A 17,014-nucleotide genomic window follows, 5' to 3' on the forward strand; every position below is an offset into this window, starting at 1 on the left:
ACCTCCAAGTAATTTAGTTACCTGTGTAGCATAGCAAGTGAATGTAAAAGTGTTTACAAGTATCGGTGAATAATACGTATAGGTTATGTAAATAAAATTTACTGATTAATTACATCGTAAATATTTAGGGGTCGTCAGGGGATTAAATGGTGCTAAGATTAGATTTTTTATAAAAAGCTGATGATTTGCTTATGACTAGCCTGAAAACGAAGGGATAGCTTTCAAAGTAAGCAAATTATGATAAGATATGTGAAGTAATTCAAAATGAGGAGTTTTTTAAAATTATGAAGGTGTTGGCAATTGATACGTCCAACCGACCGTTAAGCGTGGCTGTTTTAGAGGACACTAAAGTCCTCGCCACAACGACAACCAATGTTGGTCGCAATCATAGTAGTACGTTATTACCAATTATTGAAGCAGCAATTACGCAGGCGGGCTTAACCGCAGCGGCGTTGGACCGTGTGGTGGTAGCCGCGGGACCCGGGTCATATACAGGCTTGCGAATCGGGGTCACGACTGCCAAGACGTTGGCGTATACATTAAATAAAGAATTAGTGGGTATTTCTAGTCTGGCAGCTTTGGCCGGCAATGTGGTTAAAGAGGGACAATTAGTGGTACCAGTATTCGATGCTCGGCGTGATAACTTGTTCACAGGACTCTATCGGATTGTGCATCAGCGACCAGTGCCGGTGATTGCAGATCAGCATGTGAGTGTGACTGAGTGGTGTCAACAATTAGCGCCATATCAAGAATCAATTGTCTTTATTGGCGCCGATGTGGCGATTACGCAAGCGACGCTCAGTGCGCAACTTGGTGATCGGTTTGTTCGTGCCCAACCACAATTAGATTTACCGCAGGCAGCTGTACTCGGTTTGTTAGGCTTAACGGCCACTCCGGTCCAACAGCTACACAATTTTGTGCCCAATTACTTACGGCTAACGCAAGCAGAACGCGAATGGCTAGCCAAACATCCGAAAGAGGACCATGCCCCATATGTTGAGAAGATTTAAGCAGTACTTTCAGAGAGTAACGAAAAACCGTAGTCAACGCCGTCAAAAAATAATGACGATTGATAATCACGTTGTGCAAGTTGGTCCGACCGGGTACTATGTCTCGCGGGCGCTGATTACAGATGTTCCAGAAATGTTAGCCATTGAGCGCGCCGTTTATGCGGGTAAGACCCCTTGGGATGAAAATGCCTTTAAAACGGAACTCCGCCGTCAAAGTGGTCGCTTTTATATTGTCATGCGTCATGAAGATCGGCTATGTGCCTTTTGTGGCTGTGCTTTTGATGATCGGCGTCAAGATGCGCACATTACGAATATTGCCGTCCATCCTGATTTTCAAAATCAAGGGTTAGGTCGGTACATGATGACAACAATGATTGAACGTGCTGGGTATTTAAATTATCGGACGGTAACCTTAGAAGTTCGGGCTAGTAACGTGAATGCCCAACGGTTATATACAAGTTTGGGATTTGAAAAAACTGGCGTTAAGAAACGGTATTATTTTGGTGATCATGAAGATGCGCTTGATATGACGTATCATTTACCGGTAACGGCCGCTAATGACTGATCGACAGTTAATTGCCAGTTCAGCTTATGCCACTGAATCAGCTGTAGCTAAGCTGTGTTTTGAGTTAGCCCAGTTGGCCTATCCCCAAGGGGCCCCTTGGCGGTTAACAACTTTTGCGGCGGATTTAGCAATGCCCCAATCACTTTATCAGCTCTTAGTGGTGGCGGGACAACCGATTGGGTTTATCAGCTTAACGAAGGTGTTGGATGAAGTTGAAATTACTAATGTAGCCGTTGTGCCAGCTTATCAAGGTCAGGGACAAGCAACTTTCATGTTACAAACTGTCTTGCGCCAGTTACCCATAGCTAGTCAGGTTTTTTTAGAAGTTCGTGATAGTAACCACACTGCGCAACGGTTATATGCTCGGTGTGGTTTTTCGAAACTATCAACGCGGAAGGCGTATTATCAGCAACCGCGTGAAGATGCATTAATTATGCGAAAAATTATTAATTGAGGATGATAACGCGTGGAAAAGCAAAATTTAATTTTAGCCTTTGAATCTAGTTGTGATGAAACGAGTGTTGCCGTGATTGCGGATGGACAAACGATTCTGTCAAACGTGATTGCGACTCAAATTAATAGTCACAAACGGTTCGGTGGTGTGGTACCAGAAGTTGCCAGTCGCCATCATATTGAACAAATTACATTATGTATTGAAGCAGCTTTAACAGAAGCTAAGGTCACTTATGATGACTTGGATGCCGTTGCAGTAACGTATGGTCCGGGCTTAGTGGGCGCGTTATTGGTCGGAGTAAATGCCGCTAAAACGGTGGCCTATGCGCATCATTTACCTTTGATTCCAGTGAATCATATGGCGGGGCATATCTATGCGGCCCGGTTTATTAAGCCGTTTGAATTTCCGGTGATGGCTTTACTCGTTTCTGGGGGACATACAGAATTAGTTTATATGCAAGCGGATGGTCAGTTTGAAATTATCGGCGAAACTCGCGATGATGCCGCTGGTGAAGCTTATGATAAAATCGGTCGCGTTTTAGGCGTGCCCTATCCAGCCGGAAAAGTGATCGATGAAATGGCGCATCAAGGTCAAGATACGTTTAAGTTTCCGCGGGCCATGATTGATGAAGCTAATTTTGATTTTAGTTTTAGTGGGTTAAAGAGTGCTTTTATCAATACGGTTCATCATGCTGATCAGATTGGTGAAACTTTGGATAAGAATGATTTAGCGGCTAGTTTTCAAGCGAGCGTGGTTGATGTTTTAACGAGCAAAACGATGCGCGTTTTAGAAAAGTACCCGGTTAAACAATTGGTATTAGCTGGCGGAGTTGCAGCTAATCAAGGGTTACGCGAACGCTTACAAAAGGTTTTACCAGTCAAGTTTCCAAATACGGAATTATTATTAGCGCCTTTAAAATTATGTGGTGATAATGGGGCCATGATTGGTGCCGCCGCTTATGTGCAATATCAACATAAGCAGTTTGGTGATGCGACGTTAAATGCTGATCCAAGCTTAGAATTTGATTGGATGCCTAATATGGTTCACTAAAAATGACCGTTACTAAAACAGTCGCTGCAAGAAATTACAACTTGCAACGACTGTTTGGTAGCGGTCTTTTTATATTAAACTAGCTTTTCCAAAGCTTCAGCTTGTTCAGTCCAGTCATTTTCGGCCTGTTCATGTGTGGCGTTAACTTGTTCCAATTGTTGTTGAAATTCTTGTAATTTTGTCGCATCAGCAAAGACGGCTGGTTGTGACATCTGTTCTTGAATTTCAGTAGCCTCAGTTTCTAAGTCACTCATTCGTTGTTCCAGGGACGCAACTGAACGTTCTAACTTGCGCTTAGTTCGCTGTTGTTGTTTGCTAGCTTGATAGGTTTGCTGTCCCTTGGATTGGCTCACTGGTGCGCCAGCTTCGCTGATAGCAGTGGTCGTGGCGCTGGTGGCATTAGCCGCCGCTTCACTAGCGGCCAATTCAGCTAACTCAGCTTGTTCCTGCTTTTTATCAATATAGTAATCATAGTCACCTAAGAATAATTCTGTGCCAGTTGGGGATACTTCAACGACACTGGTGGCAACTTGATTAATGAAATAACGGTCATGTGAGACGAACAAAAGCGTGCCATCAAAATCGTTAAGTGCAACTTCCAATACTTCACGACTGTCAATATCCAAGTGATTGGTCGGTTCGTCTAAAATTAAAAAGTTATCATTTTCCATAGCTAACTTGGTCAGTAGTAAACGGGCCCGTTCACCCCCGGATAAGGACCCGATTGATTTATCGACATCGGCACCAGTAAACAAGAAACTGCCTAAAATGGTCCGAATATCTTTTTCAGGAGTGGTCGCATGTTCGTCCCAAAGTTCACTAAGGACGGTTTTTTTAGCATGCAAATTCTTTTGTTCCTGATCGTAATAACCGGTAACGACATTGGTCCCGAAGACCGCTTGCCCCTTGATAAATGGAATTTGACCCAGAATACTTTTCAGCAAGGTTGATTTACCAATTCCATTGGGTCCCACGATGGCGATGGCTTCATGTTTTTTGATGTTTAATGTGTCCGGTGCTGACAAGATTTGATCTTGATAGCCCACCGCTGCATCTTTGACGGTTAAGACAATGTTGCCACTTTGTTTGGCTGCATGAAAACCAAAGTGGGCGGTCTTTTCATCACCTTCGGGACGGTCCAAACGCGTCATTTTTTCGAGTTGTTTTCGCCGTGATTGGGCGCGCTTGGTAGTTGAAGCCCGCACAATATTCCGATTAACAAAGTCTTCTAATTTGTTGATTTCGGTCTGTTGCTTCTCATAATGTTTCCATTCTGCTTGAATACGGGCCGCTTTTTGTTGGACATATTGATCATAATTGCCAGTATAATGCACCATTTCATGATGGGATAGATCGTAGACTTCGTTGACGACCCGATCTAAGAAGTAACGGTCGTGACTCACAATCAGCAAGGCGCCCGTGTAAGATTGAAGATAACTTTCGAGCCAAGTGAGCGTTTCAACGTCCAAATGGTTGGTTGGTTCATCCAGAATGAGCAAATCCCGTTTTTCCAATAGTAGTTTGGCAAGCGCCAACTGGGTCTTTTGGCCCCCGGAAAGTTCGGTAACGGATTTATCATAAACATCAGCATTGAACTGGAAACCATGTAAGACACCCCGGATTTCGGCCTGGTAACCGTAACCATTTTTTTGTTGAAATTCAGTTTGAACTTGGTCATAAGTCTTTAAAGTTTGTTGATAAGTCGGGTCATCCGCAATAACTTCAGGATCACTTAATTGGGCTTCTAAGCGGTGCATTTGAGCTTCTAGTTGATGTAATTCAGCGAAGACACTGCTCATTTCTTCCCAAATTGTATGGGCGCTATTTAAACCTTGATCTTGAGCCAAATAGCCGATAGTTAAGCCTTTACGCATTGAAATTTGACCTTCGTCAGGGACGGTTTCACCGGCAATCATTTTTAATAAAGTTGATTTACCAGCCCCGTTGCGACCAACTAAGGCGACACGCGCATGGTCCTGAATATCTAATTGTACGTTATCGAACAAGACATCAGCGCCAAAACGCCGCATGACTTGCTGTACTTGTAGTAAAATCACGTTTTTTTAAACTCCTTTCGAGGTGGATTCGTCAAATAATTGTAGCATATTGTCGTTGTTAGCCCTAGTGAAAGGGAAGAATAAGTAAATATTATTTCACAAAGTGGCCTATTATGCTAGAATAGTGTCAGCAAATTCACAAACTTTTGATAAGGAGGGTCGTCAAATGGCAGAAACAAAAATTCCACGGGCAACGGCCAAGCGGTTACCGATATACTATCGGTATTTGAACATTTTATTAGATGCTGACAAGAAACGGGTTTCGTCAACGGAGCTGTCAGAAGCAGTTAAAGTTGATTCAGCTACGATTCGACGAGATTTTTCATATTTTGGGGCATTAGGCAAACGCGGGTATGGCTATGACGTTGAAAAGCTCTTGGCATTTTTCAAGAAAATTTTAAATCAAGACACGTTAACTAACGTCGCCTTGATTGGGGTCGGTAATTTGGGCCATGCGTTACTTAATTTTAATTTTCATAAAAATAGTAATGTCCGTATTTCAGCAGCTTTTGATGTCAACGAATCAATTGCCAATACGGTCCAAAGCGGCGTTCCCGTTTATCCGATGGCGGAATTAAAGAAACAATTAATTGAACAACAAATTGAAATTGCCATTTTAACGGTGCCAACTTCAGTCGTTCAAGACGTTACAGATGAACTGGTTGATGCTAACGTTAAAGGAATTATGAACTTTACCCCATTACGCATTTCAGTTCCCGAGACGATTCGGGTTCAAAATGTTGATTTAACGAATGAATTGCAAACCTTAATTTATTTTATTGAACATTATGGGGAACAACTTGGCGATAAATCAGCTGAATAATATTAGCTAGCAAAAGACGCAACCAAAAAAATGGTTGCGTCTTTTAGTTATTTTAAGTTAAAAATAAGGGTAAAACTGCGACAACGTTCATTAAAATATGGGCAATCATCGATGTCTGAATACGACCAGTATGCCGGTATAGCCAACAAAAGAGGAGGCCGATAAAGGCATATAAAATTAAATGACCGTCCGCATGAGCAAAACTAAATAACAAACTAGAAATAACCGCAGCACCGACTGTTCCAGTAACGGTCGTTAGGTTACCGAAAATAACTTTACGAAAGACGATTTCTTCCATAATTGGCGCTCCAACGAGCACTGCCAGTAAGAAGAAGGGGTATTTCTGACCAATTGTGAGTAACGTATTGGTATTGGCCGAGGCCGTTGACTGGCCGAGTAGTTGCGTCAAGCGTAAAATAACGACTTGACCGACAAGCACTAAGACAACGCCGATAATTCCCCATAAAACCGTACTGACCCAATTTTTAGGGTGCTGTTCGACGGCATTTGGCGTTTTAGTTCGCCAAGCGAGCCATCCTAAAATGATAGCGCCAAGTAAGTAATCTAAAGTTTGAATTAAGAAAATCCAAGATCCAAGTTGATGGAATCCTTGGGCTAATAAAGTAGGTAGGGCATAGATGATAAAATAGACGATTAAAACTGTCAGCGATTGGCGGCGATTAGCCATTAGCTCACGTCCTTTAATAATAAAATTTCGAGTCAGATTTGACTTAAGTAAGTTCATTATAATCGATTTGACTTTCTTTGACTAATTATTGACAAATAACTTGCATTCTTGAATTAAAATGATATAGTTATCTTTGTGATTAGCACTTGATGTTTGTGAGTGCTAAAAAAGAATAAATGGAGGGATTCACGTGTTAAAACCATTAGGTGATCGTGTCATCTTACAACAACAAGCAGAAGAAGAACAAACGATTGGTGGTATTGTTATTGCCAACAATGCTAAGGAAAAGCCACAAAGTGGTAAGGTTGTTGCTGTATCTGATGGCCGGATTTTAGATAACGGTTCAAAGGTTGCACCTAGCGTGAAAGTCGGCGATCAAGTATTGTTTGACAAGTACGCAGGTACTGAAGTTAAGTACGAAGGGTCAGCTTATCTAGTCTTACACGAAAAAGATATTGTCGCGGTTGAAGACTAATCCATTTAACTGATAGTAATTAAAACAAAATTTATTTATGAGGTGAATACAAATAATGGCTAAAGAATTAAAATTCTCTGAAGACGCACGTTCAGCAATGCTCAAAGGTGTTGACCAATTAGCTAACACCGTTAAATCAACTTTAGGTCCTAAGGGTCGTAATGTTGTATTGGAAGAATCATACGGCTCACCAACCATCACTAATGATGGGGTGACGATTGCTAAGGCAATTGAACTTGAAGATCATTTTGAAAATATGGGTGCTAAGTTAGTTTCTGAAGTCGCTTCAAAAACTAACGATATTGCCGGTGATGGGACTACTACTGCAACGGTATTGACGCAATCAATCGTCAACGAAGGCATGAAGAACGTTACTGCTGGGGCTAACCCAGTTGGGATTCGGCGCGGGATTGAAGCCGCAACGAAGACTGCCGTTGACGCCATGCATTCAATGGCCCATGAAGTTAAGACGCAAGAAGATATCGCTCAAATCGCAGCCGTTTCATCAGCTAGCCAAGAAACGGGTAAGTTGATTGCGGAAGCGATGGAAAAAGTTGGTCATGATGGCGTTATCACTATTGAAGAATCACGTGGTGTTGATACTAGCTTGGACGTGGTTGAAGGAATGCAATTTGATCGTGGTTACCTATCACAATACATGGTTACCGATAACGATAAAATGGAAGCTGATTTAGACAATCCTTACATTTTAATTACCGATAAGAAGATTTCTAACATCCAAGATGTTTTGCCATTACTACAATCAATTGTTGAACAAGGCAAGCCATTGTTAATTATTGCCGATGACATTTCTGGCGAAGCTTTACCAACTTTGGTATTAAACAAAATGCGTGGGACTTTCAACGTTGTTGCGGTTAAAGCACCTGGCTTTGGCGATCGTCGTAAGGAACAATTACAAGATATCGCGGTATTAACTGGTGGGACTGTCATCACTGATGACTTGGGCCTTGAATTGAAAGATGCTACTATCGATCAATTAGGTCAAGCTAACAAAGTAACAGTTACCAAAGATAACACGACTATCGTTGAAGGTGCTGGCGATAAAGATGCCATCAGCGAACGAGTTGAATTTATCCGTAACCAAATTGCTGAAACCACTTCTGATTTCGACAAAGAAAAATTACAAGAACGTTTAGCTAAATTAGCTGGCGGGGTTGCCGTTGTCCGTGTTGGGGCCGCAACTGAAACTGAATTAAAAGAACGTAAGTACCGGATTGAAGATGCCTTGAATGCGACCCGTGCGGCTGTTGAAGAAGGCTTCGTACCTGGTGGTGGGACTGTCTTCGTTAACGTTATCAAAGCGGTTGATGCTTTGAAAGAAACCGGCGATATTCAAACTGGGATTAACATTGTTAAGCGTGCACTTGAAGAACCAGTACGGCAAATTGCTGAAAATGCTGGTTTAGAAGGCTCAGTTATCGTTGAAAAGCTTAAGGAACAAAAACCAGGCGTTGGGTTCAATGCTGCAACCAACGAATGGGGCGACATGATTGCTGCCGGAATCGTGGATCCAACCAAGGTTTCTCGTTCAGCATTACAAAATGCTGCTTCAGTTTCAGCGTTATTATTAACGACTGAAGCCGTTGTTGCTGAAAAACCAGCTCCAGAAGCACCCGCAGCACCTGCAGCACCAAACCCAGGCATGGGCGGTATGATGTAAGTTTGTTGTTCAAAACACCTACTCAATCGAGTGGGTGTTTTTTTAGTCGTCAAGCATGCTGACGACTGGAATCGGCTGGGGGCGTCACTCACTGGCTGTGAGTTCTGTGAGTAACGGCAAAAAAAATAATGTGATGGACGAAACGTGTAGTATTTACTAATTTAAAGTAGTAGAATCTAATTTGACTTATCACTTACTTGAAAATAATTATTTTTTGGATAAAGGAGTTATTAGCATGTGGCGTTATTTAAAACGGTTGCTAATTGGTAAACCGTTAAAAACCATGGATGAGGGTGGGCAAGCACTCACTAAGTTCAAGGCACTGGCGCTGCTGTCCTCAGACGCGCTTTCATCAGTGGCTTATGGTACTGAACAGATTACGACCGTCTTGATTACTTTGTCAGCGGCAGCTTTGATGTATCAATTATATGTGGCAGCTTTAGTTTTAATTTTGTTATTTGCTATTACGATGTCTTATCGCCAAATCATCAAAGCCTATCCATCTGGTGGTGGGGCTTATGTGGTTGCAAGTACGAACTGGGGGCGACCGGCGGGGTTAGTTGCTGGAGGTTCGTTGCTGGTTGATTATATGTTGACCGTGGCAGTTTCGGTAACTTCAGGGACCGAAGCCATTACGTCGGCGGTACCAGCGTTAGTGCATTACCAAGTTTTGATTTCAGTGTTAATTGTCATAGCTATTATGGCTTTAAATTTACGTGGAATGCGTGAATCTGCCGCCTTCTTAACTTTTCCCGTGTACTTCTTTATTATTATGATTGTTGGGATGATTATGTGGGGAATTATGAATATCGCTAGTGGTAACTTGGATTATCATGCGTCAGCAGCAATGGGGGCACCCGTGCAAGGCATGACCTTAGTGCTGTTCTTCCGTGCCTTTTCATCGGGGTCATCATCGTTAACTGGGGTGGAAGCCATTAGTAATGCGGTGCCTAACTTCAAACGACCAAAACGGCGTAACGCTGCGAATACTTTAGCCATTATGGCGATTATTTTGGCCGTTTTCTTTGGTGGGATTACTTACTTAAGTTATTTCTTGGGTATTAAACCACAGGCCGGTAATACGGTCTTATCACAAATTGGCGCTGCAGTATTTGGACATGGTTTGTTCTACTATTTGTTACAATTAGCAACGGCATTGATTTTAGCAGTTGCGGCAAATACTGGTTTTTCAGCTTTTCCGGTACTAGCTTACAATTTAGCCAAAGATAAGTTTTTGCCACATGCCTATATGGATCGTGGTGATCGATTAGGGTATTCCAATGGGATTATCTCCTTAGCGGTTGGCGCGATTGCGTTGATTTTTATTTTCCATGGCAAAACAACCTTACTGATTCCGCTATATGCGGTCGGGGTCTTTGTGCCATTCACCTTATCACAATCTGGCATGATTATTCACTGGCTACGAGAACGAGGTCAATGGTGGTGGATAAAGGCGGCAGTTAACTTGTTAGGTGCCTTAATTTCCTTAGTATTAGTTGTCTTTTTGTTTGCCTTACATTTTGGCAACGTCTGGCCTTACTTAATTGTGATGCCACTGTTACTGTATATGTTTTATCGGATTCATGTGCATTATAATCGCGTTGCTGCACAGTTACGGGTGATTGCCAAAGAAAAAGCGGAGTTGCATGATTACGATGGTGCAACCGTGATTGTTTTAGTTTCAAATGTGACACGAGTGACTGCTGCGGCTGTCAATTACGCTCGTTCAATTGGTGATTATGTGATTGCCATGCACGTGTCGTTTGATGAAAATCCGGAAAAAGAACATAAGACGGCGGCTGAGTTCAAGTCGACTTTTCCAGATGTTCGATTTGTGGATATTCATTCATCTTATCGATCCATTGCAACACCGACCTTACGTTTTTGCGATGTTATTGCAAAGCGGGCGGCCGAACGTAATTTTTCAACCACGGTTTTGGTCCCACAATTTGTACCGAAAAAGCCTTGGCAGAATATTTTGCATAACCAAACGAGTTTACGGTTACGGGCAGTTTTGAACGCGCGTGAAAATATTATTGTTTCAACGTATAATTATCACTTAAAAGAGTAATTAGCTAACGACGCGGTGATGGCTTGACCATTTACCGCGTCGTTTTTTGGCTAAATTGTGAATGAAATGTGTTGCCTTTCCTAAGTTTCATTGAATCAAGTTGTCAAGGTCGACAGAGATTTGTATAATTATCAGTAAGTCATGAGAGAGGGGTTGCGCGCAAATGATTAAATTTGAAATCTTAGTCTGTTTAATGGCGACAATGATGATCTCGGCCATCTTAACGCCGTTTGTGCGAAAACTTGCGTTTAAAATTGGGGCAGTCGATAAACCTAATAGTCGCCGAGTCAATAAAATTTCAATGCCAACGATGGGTGGGCTTGCCATTTTTATTGCTTATACCATTGGGACCACCATGCTCTATTTAATGCATCAATTTCCAAGTCGCTTGTTTTTTGCATTATTGGGTGGCGAAGTGATTATTTTAGCAACTGGGATTATTGATGATATTTTTGAATTAAAGCCGCGTCAAAAGATGTTAGGAATTACGCTAGCGGCCTTAGAAGTTTACTTCATTGGTGGCATTAAGATGACAACGTTTACGTTCCCGTTTATTGGTTTAATTCACTTTCATTGGATGAGTTTGCCAATTACGCTATTGTGGATTTTAGCCATTACGAATGCGATTAATTTAATTGATGGCTTGGATGGGTTAGCAACCGGGGTTTCAATTATTGCTTTGAGTACTACTGGGGTGATTGGTTTCTTTTTCTTAAACGCCAACACGTTTGTTTCCCTATTGATTTTTACATTAGTGGCGGCAATGCTGGGCTTTTTACCTTACAATTTTTTCCCAGCCCGCATTTATTTAGGGGATACAGGATCGTTGTTCATCGGCTTTATGACGGCTGTGTTCTCACTATTTGGTCTAAAAAATGTCACGTTGATTTCAGTTGGGATTCCAGTAATGATTTTAGGGGTCCCCATTACGGATACAGTTTATGCGATGATTCGCCGGATTTTAAACAAAAAGCCAATCTCGCAGGCCGATAAGCATCATCTCCACCATCGGTTAATGCAATTAGGATTAACTCATCGGCAAACCGTCATGGTGATTTATGGGATTGCCTTGATCTTTTCGTTTATTTCGTTGCTTTACCCGATTTCGTCAATTGGCGGATCGGTTTTACTAACGATTGGGTTATTGTTGGGACTGGAACTGTTTGTTGAAGCGATTGGTCTGGCCGGGGATCATCGGCAGCCCTTACTCAATTGGATCAAACGAACAGTGGCACGCTTTACGTCTAAGAGTAATCATTAAATTAAAGGCTTGATTTGTTACAGATTGGTTGACCAGTAATGGTGAGCCAATCTGTTTATTTTTTTAGCAGGCACTAAGTTTACTTAAATAGCCTTTACGAAAACAATACAAGGGATTTACATAATCGCTATTCTTAATTTACAAAGGAACAGTAGTATTAAAACTGTTCCATTAGCAATCAATGAACTGTTCAAATCAAACGGTGATCATGCTCGTATCACATTTAGCACTTCCTACCCAGACTTGCTATTTTGATTTAGCCGCATTGATTGCTTTAATTATGACAGTCAAAATTAAAAAGGGGAGTTTCGATTATGAAAAAAGCAGTGACATTAGGGGCACTAGCCGTAACAATGACCATCTTATTAGCTGGTTGTGGGAGTAGTTCTGCAACTAGCACTAAGGCTACCAGTAGTAGCAGTAAAGCTAAGACTACTAAGATTGTGGCGACTGGTTCAACCGCGTTGCAACCATTAGTTGAACAGGCTGGACAAACATTCCAGAATGCACATTCTAATGTGACGATTAATGTGCAAGGCGGTGGCTCTGGAGCTGGTTTGAGTCAAGTCGCTAAGGGCTCAGTCAATATCGGTAACTCTGATTTATTCGCACAAGAACAAAAGGGATTAGATGCTAAAGGCTTAGTTGATCATAAAGTTGCCGTCGTTGGGATGGCACCAGTTGTCAATAAAGATGCTGGTGTGACTAATGTTTCCAAGGCCCAACTTGTCCAAATCTTCCAAGGTAAAGTGACCAATTGGAAAGATCTTGGTGGTAAGGACGAAAAAATTACCGTGGTTAACCGGGCTCAAGGTAGTGGGACGCGGGCAACTTTCGAAAAATGGGGTCTAGATAACGCTAAAGTTGCGACTAGCCAAGAACAAGATTCGAATGGGACCGTTCAAAAAATTGTTTCGACCACGCCAGGGGCAATTAGTTATTTAGCCTTTTCATATGTTAAGACGGATGTTGAAGCATTATCAATTGATAACGTTAAACCAACTGAAGCGAACGTTGCCAATAACAAGTGGAAGATTTGGGCGTATGAACATATGTATACTAAGGGACAACCAACTGGTGAATTGAAGACTTTCTTAACTTATATGACCTCAAAGGATGTTCAAGGTAGTCTAGTTAAAAAATTAGGTTATATTCCATTGACTTCAATGAAGGTTGACCGTGGTGTTTCTGGTAAAATTACGACTTTGAAATAACCGTTGCGTAGCGTTTAAGCAAACTAAAAAGACTGTAAAACCAATTTGGTTTTACAGTCTTTTTGTATGTCGAGAGAATAAAAGGTTGAGCGCTGGCGTGTGGGAAATGTTGGTCGGCTTAGGTCATTTTAACGGGAACTTCGTTAAATTGTTCACCTTGCGTCGTCAAAGTGACTTGGCCACTTAATAAGTTAGTGAGGGCCGCCTGTGTCGTCGCTAACTGAGCAGTGTCAACGGCAATGGTCAAGCTAATGCCAACGCCGTAATCTGTCGTGAGCGTAACTAACTGTTGTTGACTGAGATAATGATTAAGGCGATCTAGCTGATGGTAGCCAATTTTAATGATTAACTTAGTTTGTAAAATTCGTTGTACTTTGCCAACCTGTTGAATGGCTTGTGCAGGAGTCCCATTGTAGGCTCGAATTAGGCCACCAGCGCCCAATTTAATACCACCAAAGTAACGGGTGACAATAGCTAAAACATCATGGACCTGATTTAGCTTCAAAGCTTCTAAAATTGGGACTCCAGCCGTCCCAACTGGTTCACCATCATCACTCATGCGTTGAATATGGTCATCGGCGCCGAGCAGATAGGCAAAGCAATGGTGGTTGGCTTTGGGATTTTCAGCGCGCACAGTGGCTAGCTTAGCTTGAACCATGGTTTCATCCGTTAGCCGATAAAGATGAACAATAAAACGTGATTTTTTAATCGTTTGTTCAAAAATAAAATCATGAGCAATCGTGTAATATGGCACGGTCAAAATAAATCAGCTCCTTTAAAGTAAGTTAATTGTGAACGCGTAATTGACTAGTAAGGGGGATGAAGCAATGCAAGCGAATGAGTTATATGGTCGTCAGCTTAATTTAACGGTCGCTCAGGCTAGTGACTTACCAGTTAATACGCAACGTTTAATGAGTATGCAAGTGACGGCTAGCTTAGTCCAGTGTCAACGTTGTCATAGTCGATTAAAGCGTGCATGGGCTCAGTTACCTAATCAACACTATTATTGTTACCAGTGTTTAAATCTAGGCCGGATTAGCACCTTAACTTCACTGTATCACATTCCGGAACCCAATGACTTTCCTAATCGGCCTAAATTAACTTGGACGGGGACGTTAACTCCGCAACAAACTGCTTGTGCGGCAACTATTCAGGCTAAGTTTGCAACACACCAACGTCATTTACTTTGGGCAGTTACGGGGGCCGGCAAGACTGAAATGTTGTTTCCAGGGCTGGCTTGGGCATTAGCGCAAGGCCTGCGCGTTGCAGTGGCTTCACCACGGGTTGATGTTTGTTTGGAACTATATCCGCGGTTACAAGCGGCCTTTGCTAGCTTGGATATTGCTTTACTACATGGTCGTCAAACCGAGCCTTATCGGTATTGTCAATTGACCGTTTGTACCACGCATCAATTATTGCGATTTCGAGCGGCTTTTGATGTGTTAATTATTGATGAGGTAGATGCGTTTCCTTTTGCTGCTAATCCCCGGTTGACCTATGCCGTGACCCAAGCTTTAAAATCAACAGGAGCTTTATTATATCTGACGGCCACCCCTAGTCAAGCGTTGCTACGTCAAGTCCGGCAACATCAGTTAAGTATCAGTTATTTGCCACTACGGTTTCATCAGCATTTATTACCGGTCATTAAGGTCACCTTACGACCAAATTGGTGGCGCCAAATTCAACACGGCCAGTTACCAACGGTATTACGACGCTGGTTACAGGAATATGCGCAGACGCAGCGTCGATTTTTATTGTTTGTGCCGCGAGTCAGTCAATTGGCATTAGTCCAAGCGGCCGTGCAACAAAATATTCCGGAGTTGACCGGTTTAACGGTGCATTCTACTGATCCTGACCGGTTGGCGAAAGTTCAGCAGATGCGTTCGGCGACGGTACAATATTTAATTACGACGACGATTTTGGAACGTGGAGTGACGTTTCCTGGTATTGATGTGATTGTGTTAGGCGCCGATGATACGATTTTTTCAACGGCAGCGTTAGTTCAGATTGCGGGGCGTGTCGGTCGGTCAAAAGAGCGGCCGACTGGCTTAGTGCGTTTTATTTGTAGCAGCTATGCACGACCGGTCAAACAAGCCCAACGCCAAATTAAACAAGTTAATCGGAAAGGGCGGCGCCTACTAAATGAACTGTCTACTGTGTCAACGGCCGTTACACCCTAACTTAACTTTGCCCTGGCTATTAAGTTGGCGACCACTAGTCCAACCGGTTGTTTGTGTGGCATGTTGGCAACAATTTCAGCCGATAATGGCCACTAGTGCTTGTCTAAGTTGTGGCCGCGCCCAGGCAACGCGGACGCCATGTCGTGACTGTCAACGCTGGAATCAGCCTGATTTTTATAATCAGGCGTTATTTGAATATAATTCTGCAATGCAAGCATACTTTAAGCAATATAAATTTAAAGGTGATTTTCGGTTACGGCAAGTCTTTGCCGCAGTGTTACAGGCGCGGTTAGCTCAGTTGCGACCAACGCTTATGGTGACGATTCCGGTGACACCGGCGACGATGTTAACACGCGGCTTTAATCAAGTGACCGGCTGGCTAGCTAATGGGGAAAATCAGAGCTGGTTACAGACGGCGGCGGTCGCAAAAACGATTGCACAATCGGCAAAAACTCGGGAGGACCGTTTAGCAACACCGCAACCATTTGTCTTAAGTCCGACGACACCTAAGCTTCAGGGCCAGACCATCGTAATTGTCGATGATGTGTATACGACTGGACGTACCATTCGGCATGCAGCCGATTTGTTGTTAGAAAGTGGCGCTAAACAGGTGATTGGGTTAACTTTATCACGATAATTATAATGAAAGGCGCATTTAGATTGTTTATTATAGCGCTTTCTATTATAATGAAATCAAGCAAAGTAATAGAAGAGTGGTCCTTTGATTACTTTGGGTACACAGTAATGTGTGTGAAGGGAGAGAAGATCTATGCTTAATTTTAATATTCGCGGTGAAAATATCGAAGTGACACAAGCTATTCGTGACTATGTTCAAAAACGGGTGGGTAAATTACAAAGATTCTTTGACAATAACGTTGACTCAATTGCCCACGTGAATCTAAAAATTCATCCGGACAAAACTGCTAAAGTTGAAGTAACCATTCCACTTCCCTATTTAGTTCTCCGGGCAGAAGAAACTTCTCCTGATATGTATGCGAGCGTTGATTTGGTAACCGACAAGTTGGAACGCCAAATTCGCAAGTATAAGACCAAGGTCAACCGGAAGTCCCGCGAAAAGGGCTTCAAAGCGATTGATTTTGCAGCGACTGACGAAACCGTTGCAGCTGCTAATAATGATCAGGACGATAAGTTGGATGTTGTGCGTACGAAACGGGTTTCTTTGAAACCAATGGATAATGAAGAAGCCATTTTACAAATGGACATGTTAGGTCATGATTTCTTTATCTATGAAGACGCAGAAACTGACGGCATTAACATCGTTTATCGGCGTAATGACGGCCGCTATGGTTTGATTGAAACCGGCGACGATCAATAATATCAAGACGTAAATCAAGAACTGGTCGCTGACCAGTTCTTTTATTTTACAAATAAAACGGTCGGTATCGGTTTCATTGACAGCGTGTGGTTTTCATTGACCTCAAAAAATGGTAAAATGACAGATGGTATTTTATTTTGAAAATAGAC

Annotated in this window: 16 protein-coding genes; 13 read left to right on the forward strand and 3 right to left on the reverse strand. The window is 42.4% G+C overall.

Features of this window, described 5'->3' with window-relative positions; translation table 11 throughout:
* Window positions 1-284: 284 nt before the first annotated feature.
* Genes tsaB through tsaD form a run of 4 tightly spaced genes read left to right on the forward strand, consistent with a single transcriptional unit; the run spans window position 285 to window position 3,079 of the window.
* Window positions 285-1,010, forward strand: a complete 726-nt coding sequence (gene tsaB, locus C5Z26_RS10415; protein ID WP_105449881.1) for a tRNA (adenosine(37)-N6)-threonylcarbamoyltransferase complex dimerization subunit type 1 TsaB — start codon at window positions 285-287, stop codon at window positions 1,008-1,010.
* The gene (gene rimI / locus C5Z26_RS10420) at window positions 994-1,575 is read left to right on the forward strand and encodes a ribosomal protein S18-alanine N-acetyltransferase (protein WP_105449882.1); all 582 of its coding nucleotides are present in this window, start codon (window positions 994-996) and stop codon (window positions 1,573-1,575) included. Before tsaB ends, rimI (C5Z26_RS10420) begins: the two co-directional genes overlap by 17 nt.
* Complete coding sequence (gene rimI, locus C5Z26_RS10425) at window positions 1,568-2,029, forward strand: ribosomal protein S18-alanine N-acetyltransferase (RefSeq protein ID WP_105449883.1); 462 nt, start codon at window positions 1,568-1,570, stop codon at window positions 2,027-2,029. Before rimI (C5Z26_RS10420) ends, rimI (C5Z26_RS10425) begins: the two co-directional genes overlap by 8 nt.
* Before the next feature lie 12 nt (window positions 2,030-2,041).
* Window positions 2,042-3,079: a tRNA (adenosine(37)-N6)-threonylcarbamoyltransferase complex transferase subunit TsaD gene (tsaD, locus tag C5Z26_RS10430; protein WP_105449884.1), complete on the forward strand. Its 1,038-nt coding sequence runs from the start codon at window positions 2,042-2,044 to the stop codon at window positions 3,077-3,079.
* A gap of 74 nt (window positions 3,080-3,153) precedes the next feature.
* On the opposite strand, the gene C5Z26_RS10435 is transcribed toward tsaD, so the two are convergent.
* The gene (locus C5Z26_RS10435) at window positions 3,154-5,136 is read right to left on the reverse strand and encodes an ABC-F family ATP-binding cassette domain-containing protein (protein WP_105449885.1); all 1,983 of its coding nucleotides are present in this window, start codon (window positions 5,134-5,136) and stop codon (window positions 3,154-3,156) included.
* A 166-nt stretch (window positions 5,137-5,302) separates the two neighbouring features.
* Here C5Z26_RS10435 and C5Z26_RS10440 point away from each other — a divergent pair, with 166 nt between their 5' ends.
* A complete protein-coding gene (locus tag C5Z26_RS10440; protein WP_105449886.1) occupies window positions 5,303-5,959 on the forward strand; it encodes a redox-sensing transcriptional repressor Rex in 657 nt (218 codons plus the stop codon).
* 52 nt (window positions 5,960-6,011) lie between these two features.
* On the opposite strand, the gene C5Z26_RS10445 is transcribed toward C5Z26_RS10440, so the two are convergent.
* On the reverse strand, window positions 6,012-6,647 hold the full coding sequence (locus C5Z26_RS10445; protein ID WP_105449887.1) for a CPBP family intramembrane glutamic endopeptidase: 636 nt from the start codon (window positions 6,645-6,647) through the stop codon (window positions 6,012-6,014).
* Between the two features lie 190 nt (window positions 6,648-6,837).
* Between C5Z26_RS10445 and groES the strand changes: the two genes are divergently transcribed.
* From groES to C5Z26_RS10470, 5 genes are all read left to right on the forward strand, one after another.
* Window positions 6,838-7,122, forward strand: coding sequence for a co-chaperone GroES (groES, locus tag C5Z26_RS10450; RefSeq protein WP_105449888.1), 285 nt, complete (start codon window positions 6,838-6,840; stop codon window positions 7,120-7,122).
* Between the two features lie 55 nt (window positions 7,123-7,177).
* The gene (gene groL, locus C5Z26_RS10455; RefSeq protein WP_105449889.1) at window positions 7,178-8,803 is read left to right on the forward strand and encodes a chaperonin GroEL; all 1,626 of its coding nucleotides are present in this window, start codon (window positions 7,178-7,180) and stop codon (window positions 8,801-8,803) included.
* A 235-nt stretch (window positions 8,804-9,038) separates the two neighbouring features.
* Window positions 9,039-10,874, forward strand: coding sequence for an APC family permease (locus C5Z26_RS10460; protein ID WP_105449890.1), 1,836 nt, complete (start codon window positions 9,039-9,041; stop codon window positions 10,872-10,874).
* A 163-nt stretch (window positions 10,875-11,037) separates the two neighbouring features.
* On the forward strand, window positions 11,038-12,135 hold the full coding sequence (locus C5Z26_RS10465; protein WP_105449891.1) for a glycosyltransferase family 4 protein: 1,098 nt from the start codon (window positions 11,038-11,040) through the stop codon (window positions 12,133-12,135).
* Between the two features lie 314 nt (window positions 12,136-12,449).
* Window positions 12,450-13,349, forward strand: coding sequence for a phosphate ABC transporter substrate-binding protein (locus C5Z26_RS10470; RefSeq protein WP_105449892.1), 900 nt, complete (start codon window positions 12,450-12,452; stop codon window positions 13,347-13,349).
* Between the two features lie 118 nt (window positions 13,350-13,467).
* On the opposite strand, the gene C5Z26_RS10475 is transcribed toward C5Z26_RS10470, so the two are convergent.
* Window positions 13,468-14,109, reverse strand: a complete 642-nt coding sequence (locus C5Z26_RS10475) for a YigZ family protein (RefSeq protein WP_105449893.1) — start codon at window positions 14,107-14,109, stop codon at window positions 13,468-13,470.
* 67 nt (window positions 14,110-14,176) lie between these two features.
* Between C5Z26_RS10475 and C5Z26_RS10480 the strand changes: the two genes are divergently transcribed.
* From C5Z26_RS10480 to hpf, 3 genes are all read left to right on the forward strand, one after another.
* The gene (locus C5Z26_RS10480) at window positions 14,177-15,529 is read left to right on the forward strand and encodes an ATP-dependent helicase ComFA (RefSeq protein WP_105449894.1); all 1,353 of its coding nucleotides are present in this window, start codon (window positions 14,177-14,179) and stop codon (window positions 15,527-15,529) included.
* Entirely contained in the window at window positions 15,492-16,166 is a 675-nt protein-coding gene (locus C5Z26_RS10485) for a ComFC family protein (protein ID WP_105449895.1), read from the forward strand. Before C5Z26_RS10480 ends, C5Z26_RS10485 begins: the two co-directional genes overlap by 38 nt.
* Window positions 16,167-16,298: 132 nt before the next feature.
* Entirely contained in the window at window positions 16,299-16,865 is a 567-nt protein-coding gene (gene hpf, locus C5Z26_RS10490; protein ID WP_105449896.1) for a ribosome hibernation-promoting factor, HPF/YfiA family, read from the forward strand.
* The last annotated feature ends 149 nt before the right edge of the window (window positions 16,866-17,014 follow it).

The organism is Lactobacillus sp. CBA3606 (assembly GCF_002970935.1).
In the GTDB taxonomy this organism is placed as follows: domain Bacteria; phylum Bacillota; class Bacilli; order Lactobacillales; family Lactobacillaceae; genus Lactiplantibacillus.